Here is a 6,610-nt window from a genome sequence, read left to right on the forward strand (position 1 = left end):
TCGCGGGGCGTGACCCCGGCGTGCGAATACCCGGCGGCCGCGCGGATATGGTGTGTCCATGCAGGTCAACCAGTCGGGCAAACTGACCAACGTCTGTTACGACATCCGGGGGCCGGTCCTCAAGCGCGCCAAGCAGCTGGAGGCCCAGGGGCACCGCATCCTCAAGCTGAACATCGGCAACCCCGCCCCGTTCGGTTTCGAGGCCCCGCCGGAACTGCTCCAGGACATGATCCGCAACCTGCCGGAGGCGCACGGCTACAGCGACTCCAAGGGCATCCTCGCCGCCCGCCGCGCCGTCGTGCAGCGGTTCGAGGAGAACGGCGTGAGCGGGGTCGACGTCGAGGACGTCTACCTCGGCAACGGCGTGTCCGAACTGATCGTGATGACCCTGCAGGCGCTGCTCAACAACGGCGACGAGGTCCTCATCCCGGCCCCCGACTACCCGCTGTGGACGGCGTCCGCGTCGCTGTGCGGGGGCACGCCCGTCCACTACCTGTGCGACGAGGACGCCGACTGGGCGCCCGACACCGACGACATCGAGGCGAAGGTCACCGAGCGGACCCGGGCGATCGTGCTGATCAACCCGAACAACCCGACCGGCGCCGTCTACCCGCGCGAGATCCTGACCCGCATCGCCGAGATCGCCCGGCGGCACAACCTGATCGTCTTCGCCGACGAGATCTACGACCGGATCCTGTACGACGACACCGAGCACGTCCCGATCGCGTCGCTGGCCCCCGACCTGCTGTGCCTCACCTTCGGCGGCCTGTCCAAGAACTACCGGGTCGCCGGTTTCCGCTCCGGCTGGGTGGTGCTGTCCGGCCCGAAGGAGCACGCCGAGTCCTACATCGAGGGCCTCGACATCCTCGCGAACATGCGGCTGTGCCCCAACGTCCCCGGCCAGCACGCCATCCAGGCCGCGCTCGGCGGCTACCAGAGCATCGACGACCTGGTGCTGCCCACCGGCCGCCTCGGCGAGCAGCGCGACCGCGCCTGGAAGCTGCTCAACGACCTGCCCGGCGTGTCCTGCGTCCAGCCGAAGGGCGCCCTGTACGTCTTCCCGCGCCTCGACCCCGCGATGTACCCGATCGAGGACGACATGCGCTTCGCGCTCGACCTGCTCGAGCAGCAGAAGCTCCTCGTCGTCCAGGGAACGGGCTTCAACTGGCCGACCACCGACCACTTCCGCGTCGTCACGCTGCAGTACGCCGACGACCTGGAGGAGTCGATCAACCGCATCGGCGCGTTCCTGGACGCCTACCGCCGCTGACCCCCGGCCCGTCCGGCACCCGGCCCGGCGCGCCCGCCCCCGGTTCCGGCACGTCCGCCAGAACGCCGCGGGGCCGACCGTGGGACAGCGCGTGTTCGGGCTGACCGACTGGACGGGCGACGGCGCGCTCGCCGACCTGGCCGCGCGGGTCCGGGACGGCCGGCTCCGCCCGCCCGCCGGTACCGTCCGGCCCCTTGCCGAGGCACCGGACGCGCTCACCGGCGAGCGGCGCGCCCCCGGCAAGACGGTCTTCCAGATCGCCGACGAAGGCCCCGCATGACGAGCGGGTTCGTCCGGGTTGACTCTCAAGCGGCTTGAGGCCCGATGGTCGAGGTCGTCGAACCGTCGATCTCCAGCGAGGAGTCTCCATGGCCGCGCCCGCCGAACCGTCCGCGCCCGTCCACGTCGTGCCGTCCGGCGGGGTCGGCCTCGCGGTCCGCGACCACGGCGGCGACGGCCCCGCGGTCGTCCTGCTGCACGGCGGCGGCCGCACGATGGACGACTGGCGGCTCGTCGCCCCGCGCCTCACCGGCGCCGGGCTGCGCGTCGTCACCGCGGACCTGCGCGGGCACGGCGCGTCCGCGCCCGCGCCGTGGTCCTGGCCGGACGCGCTCGCCGACCTCGCCGCGGTGATCGACGATCGCGGCCTCGACCGTCCGGCCGTGGTGGGGCACTCGCTCGGCGGGATCGTCGCCGCCCTGTGGGCCGCACGCCACCCGGAATGCCCGCTGGCGGTCAACCTGGACGGGCACACCAACCCCACGGGCCCCTTCGACCTCGAACCGGACGCCGCGCGCGCCGCCGAACGGACGATGCGCACCTTCCTCGACGCCGAGGTCCGGCGGTCCGGCGACCCGGCGCTCGCCCGGCTCGTCGCGGAACTCGGCGCCCTCGACCTGTTCGCCGCCTACCGCGCGGCGCGCTGCCCGCTCGTGGTGGTCGCCTCCACCGGCACCGGCATGGACGCCCTGCTCCCGCCCGACGTCGCCGAGGTGTTCCCCGCCTACCGGCGCGGCTTCGCCCGCGACCTCGCGGCCGCCGCGGCGGCCACGCCGCTGCTGTCGACCGTGGACGTCCCCACCGACCACGACGTCCACCTCGAGGCCCCGGAAATGGTCGCCGCACTGATCCTGGAGCGGCTCCTCCCCCGCCGATGAGGGAGGCTGGACGCATGGACGGCGCCCTCCACACGATCGGCGAAGCGGCCCGGCGCACGGGCCTGCCGATCTCCACGATCCGGTACTACTCCGACGCCGGGCTCGTGCCGCCCGCCGGCCGGTCGCCCGGCGGGTACCGGCTCTACGACCGGCGGGCGCTGCACCTGCTCGACCTCGTCCGGACGCTGCGCGACCTCGGCGTCGACCTCCCCACGATCACCCGCGTGCTCACCGGCGCCGAGAGCTTCGCGCAGGTCGCCGACCGGCAGGCCGCCGCGCTCGAAACGCAGATCCAGACGCTGCGGGTACGGCAGGCGGTGCTCCGGCACGCCGCCGCCCACGGCGCCGACCCGGCCGCCGCCGGGGAGGTCCACCGGCTCGCCCGGCTGTCGGCGGAGCAGCGCCGCCGCCTCGTCGCCGACCTCGTCGCCGAGACGACCCGCGGGCTCGACCTGGAGCCCGGCTTCGCGGCGCGGCTGCGGTCCATGCTCCCCGACCCGCCGGACGACCCGGCGCCCGAGCAGATCCGGGCCTGGGTCGAGCTCGCGTGCCTGGTCGGCGACCCCGCCTTCCGGGCGGGCGCCCGCGCGGCGTTCGAACGGCACGCCGCCGATCGCGCGTCCGGCGCCGACCGCGGCGACCCGGCGAGCCTGCGGCGCGCCGAACGCACGCTCCGCGACCTCGCCGGGACCGCCCTCGCCCGCGGCGTCCCCCCGGACTCCCCGGACGCCCGGACCGTCGCCGCCCGGATCGCCGCGGCGTTCGCCGACGCCCACGGACGCCGCGACGGGCCCGGGTTCCGCCGCTGGCTCGCCGAACGGATCCGGATCGGCGCCGACGACCGCTTCACCCGGTACTGGACGCTCATCGCAGAGATCAACGGCGAACCCGCGAAGCCCGACCCCGTCCCGGCCGGCCGGTGGTTCCTCGCCGCACTCGACGCCGAGGACCGGCCCGAGGACGCCCCCGGGGACGTCCGTCCGGTCAGTCCATGACCAGCACCGTCTTGCCGCGCCCGTGCCCGGTGGCGACCTGCCGGTGCGCGTCGGCGGCCCGCGTCCACGAGTGGACGCCCCGCACGTGCAGGTCGAGCCTGCCCTCCTCGTAGTACCGGACGGCCTCGGCCACGCGCGCGATCGTCCGCTTCTCCCTCGACACGAGCCGCACCCCGAGTTCCCCGGCGCGGCCGTGCTCCACGAGGGTGACGATGCGTCCGGGGTCCTTCACCAGCTCGAGCGACACCGCGAGCGCGTCGCCGCCCGCGCCGTCGAGCGCCGCGTCCACCCCGCCGGGCGCCGCCGCGCGCACCCGGTCCGCCAGCCCGTCCCCGTACCGGACGGGGATCGCGCCGAGCGCCCGCAGGTAGTCGTGGTTGCCGTCGCTCGCCGTCCCGACGACCGTCGCCCCCGCGATCCGGGCGAGCTGGACGGCGACGGCACCGACGCCCCCGGCGGCGGCGTGCACCAGCAGCGTGTCCCCCGCACCGACGCCCATGTCCTCGAGCGCGATGTGCGGCGTCATCACGGCCGCCGAGAACCCGCCCGCGACCTCCCACGGCATCGCGGCCGGCTTGGGGGTGACCTGGGCCGACGGCACGACGACGAACTCCGCGTAACAGCCGAGCATCGAGAAGCCCAGCACCTCGTCGCCCACCGCGACGTCCGCGACCCCGTCGCCGACCTCGTCCACGACGCCCGCGAACTCGTTGCCCGGCACCGCGCTGCCCGTGGCGCCCGGCGGCGTGTACCCCGCGCGGACCGCCAGGTCGATCGGCTGCACACCCGCCGCCCGCACCCGCACCCGCACGTCCCCCGGCCCGGCGTGCGGCGTGGGCGCCTCCGTGATCCGCAGCACCTCCGGCCCGCCCGGCTCCGCGGCGGCAACGACCTTCATGGTGATCCTCCTTCTCGCGTGGACGAGCCCCACGCTAAAACCTCGACCAAACCTGAGGTCAACCGCGCGATTCGACCTTGGTCGGTACGGAACCCGCCCAAAGTCCGTCGCGAGCCGGTCTCCCGGAACGCCACCCTTCGGAGGTCGGCACGAGCAGAGGAGGAACAGGCGTGCGGAGGAGAACCGAGCAGGGCCGGGGCAAGAGCCGGGACATCGTGCTGAGCGAGCCGGCGTGGCGCACCGCGTGCGTCTACGCCGTCTGCACGCTCGCCGGGGCCGGGCTCGGCCTGCTCGTCCACCCCCTGGCCGACTGGCTGGTGAAACTCCCGTGGGCGCCGATGCAGGGCCCGGCCGAACTCGTCGCCTCCGTCCCGTCCCCGTGGCTCCTCGCCGCCGGTTCCCTGGCGGGCCTGGCCATCGGCGGCGTCGCCCACTTCGAGCAGCTGACGATCCGCCTGTCGGACGATCGCGTCGTCCTCACCCGCAAGGGCCGCGAGCACGCGTTCGCCCGCGCCGACATCGCCTCGGCCTTCCGGGACGGCGACCACCTCGTCCTCCTCGGCCACGGCGGCGGCGAACTCGTCCGGGAAGAGTGCGGCCTGCACTTCCCCCGCGTCGCCGACGCCTTCACCGCGCACGGCCACGTATGGGCGGACACCGACCCGCACCGGGACGAGTTCCGCCGCTGGGTCCCCGATCTCCCCGGCCTGCCCGACGGTGCGAACGCCGTCCTCAAGGCCCGTGCGGAGCCGCTGAAGGAAAAGGGGCCGGACGACGAAGACGTCCAAGAGCTGCGCGCCGAACTGGCCCGGCTGGGCGTCGTGGTGCGGGACGAGAAGCGGCGGCAGTACGTGAGGACGCTCCAGACCACGGATTGACCCCCGGCGGTGCGGGGCCCCGTCCCCTGGGGCGGGCGGGGGCGCCCGGAAAAGGGTTGGCGGCGGCACTCGACCGTTCCCTAAGTTGGAGGGTCGAGATCATCCGTTCATCCTCAACTTAGGACCGCCGTGCCCCGCTGGTTGCTCGCGCTCGCGACGGGAGCGCTCGTCCTCTACACCGACGATTACGTCATCGCCGGAGTCCTGCCCGAGATCGCCCGATCCCTCGAAATCACTGAGGGGACCGCCGGGCAGCTCGTCACCGTCTTCTCCGTCACCGTGGCGATCGCCGCGCCGCTCGCCGCCGTCGCCACCGCCCGGCTCCCCCGCCGGACCGTCCTGGTCGCGGCCGCGCTCGTCTTCACCGCGGCGAACCTCGGCGCGGCGTTCAGCCAGTCCTTCCCGGCCCTGCTGGCCCTGCGGGTCGCGGCCGCGCTGTCGGCCGCCGCCGCGACGCCCGCGCTCTTCGCGACCGCCGCGCGTCTCGCCGCCCCCGGACGCACGGGCCGCGCCGTCGCCGCCGTAGCGTTCGGCGTCACCGGCGCGATCGCGTTCGGCGTACCCGCCGGGGCCTGGATCGGCGGCGCGTTCGGCTGGCGGGCGACGTTCGCGATGATGGCCGCCGCGGGCGCACTCGTCGCCCTCGCGTTCGCCACCGCGCTGCCCCGCACCGACGGCGACCAGAACGCCCTGCCGGTACGCGCCCAGCTCGCCGTTCTCGCCCGTCCCGCCATCTCCATGGGGCTGGCCGCCAACGTCGTGCTCATGTTCGGCTCGATGATGCTGCTGACGTACCTCGCGCCGTTCACCGCCGCCCTCGCGGACGCGGACGTCACCGACCGCGGCGTCCTGTTCGCCGTCTCGGGCTTGGCGGGCATGGCCGGCATCTGGGCGGGCGGGCGCGCGACCGACGCCTGGGGCCCCGACCGCACCCTCGCCGCCGGTGTCGGCGCGTTCGTCGCGACCATGGCCGCACTGGCCGCACTGTGGCCGCTGCGTCCCGTTCCGGTCGTCCTGCTCCTCGGCATCGTGACCGTCTGGGGCGGCGCCGCGTTCTGGAACTCCCCGGCCGTCCAGGCGAGGCTTCACCTGCTGGCCGGTCCCGTCGCGACGCAGGCCCTGGCCCTCAACACGTCCGGCACCTACATCGGCGTCGCCGTCGGAGGGGGCGTCGGCGGCGCGGTGCTGGACACCGCCGGTCCCGGCCCGCTCCCCACCATCGCCGGAGCAGCCGGTCTCGTCGCCTTGGGCCTCTTCGTCACCGCCGCCCGCCTCCGACACATCGGAACCGAGCCGCGGATGCCCGAGGCCGCCCAGAAATGAGAAAGGCCCCGCCGAAAATCGGCGGGGCCTCCCTGCAAAAAAGGTCCGGCGGCGTCCTACTCTCCCACACAGTCTCCCATGCAGTACCA

The 6,610-nt window shown here is 74.6% G+C and carries 7 protein-coding genes; 6 read left to right on the forward strand and 1 reads right to left on the reverse strand.

Annotated elements, in window-relative coordinates; translation table 11 throughout:
• Window positions 1–58: 58 nt before the first annotated feature.
• From AB0L25_RS31330 to AB0L25_RS31345, 4 genes are all read left to right on the forward strand, one after another.
• Window positions 59–1,270: a pyridoxal phosphate-dependent aminotransferase gene (locus AB0L25_RS31330; RefSeq protein ID WP_500176332.1), complete on the forward strand. Its 1,212-nt coding sequence runs from the start codon at window positions 59–61 to the stop codon at window positions 1,268–1,270.
• A 79-nt stretch (window positions 1,271–1,349) separates the two neighbouring features.
• Window positions 1,350–1,550 (forward strand): hypothetical protein, encoded by a 201-nt coding sequence (locus tag AB0L25_RS31335; protein WP_500176333.1) that lies wholly within the window; start codon window positions 1,350–1,352, stop codon window positions 1,548–1,550.
• 88 nt (window positions 1,551–1,638) lie between these two features.
• Window positions 1,639–2,427 carry an alpha/beta fold hydrolase gene (locus AB0L25_RS31340; protein ID WP_500176334.1) on the forward strand — a complete coding sequence of 263 codons (789 nt, stop codon included), beginning with the start codon at window positions 1,639–1,641 and terminating at the stop codon, window positions 2,425–2,427.
• A gap of 14 nt (window positions 2,428–2,441) precedes the next feature.
• The gene (locus tag AB0L25_RS31345; RefSeq protein WP_500176335.1) at window positions 2,442–3,422 is read left to right on the forward strand and encodes a helix-turn-helix domain-containing protein; all 981 of its coding nucleotides are present in this window, start codon (window positions 2,442–2,444) and stop codon (window positions 3,420–3,422) included.
• Here the strand turns inward: AB0L25_RS31345 and AB0L25_RS31350 are convergent.
• Window positions 3,412–4,320: an NADP-dependent oxidoreductase gene (locus AB0L25_RS31350; protein WP_500176336.1), complete on the reverse strand. Its 909-nt coding sequence runs from the start codon at window positions 4,318–4,320 to the stop codon at window positions 3,412–3,414. The genes AB0L25_RS31345 and AB0L25_RS31350 overlap by 11 nt on opposite strands.
• Window positions 4,321–4,490: 170 nt before the next feature.
• On the opposite strand from AB0L25_RS31350, the gene AB0L25_RS31355 reads away from it, so the two are divergent.
• Both AB0L25_RS31355 and AB0L25_RS31360 read left to right on the forward strand, forming a co-directional pair.
• Complete coding sequence (locus AB0L25_RS31355) at window positions 4,491–5,198, forward strand: YqeB family protein (RefSeq protein WP_500176337.1); 708 nt, start codon at window positions 4,491–4,493, stop codon at window positions 5,196–5,198.
• Window positions 5,199–5,327: 129 nt separating this feature from the next.
• The gene (locus AB0L25_RS31360; protein WP_500176338.1) at window positions 5,328–6,521 is read left to right on the forward strand and encodes an MFS transporter; all 1,194 of its coding nucleotides are present in this window, start codon (window positions 5,328–5,330) and stop codon (window positions 6,519–6,521) included.
• Window positions 6,522–6,610: the final 89 nt, after the last annotated feature.

The sequence above is a fragment of the Spirillospora sp. NPDC052242 genome (genome assembly GCF_040679555.1).
Lineage (GTDB): Bacteria > Actinomycetota > Actinomycetes > Streptosporangiales > Streptosporangiaceae > Spirillospora.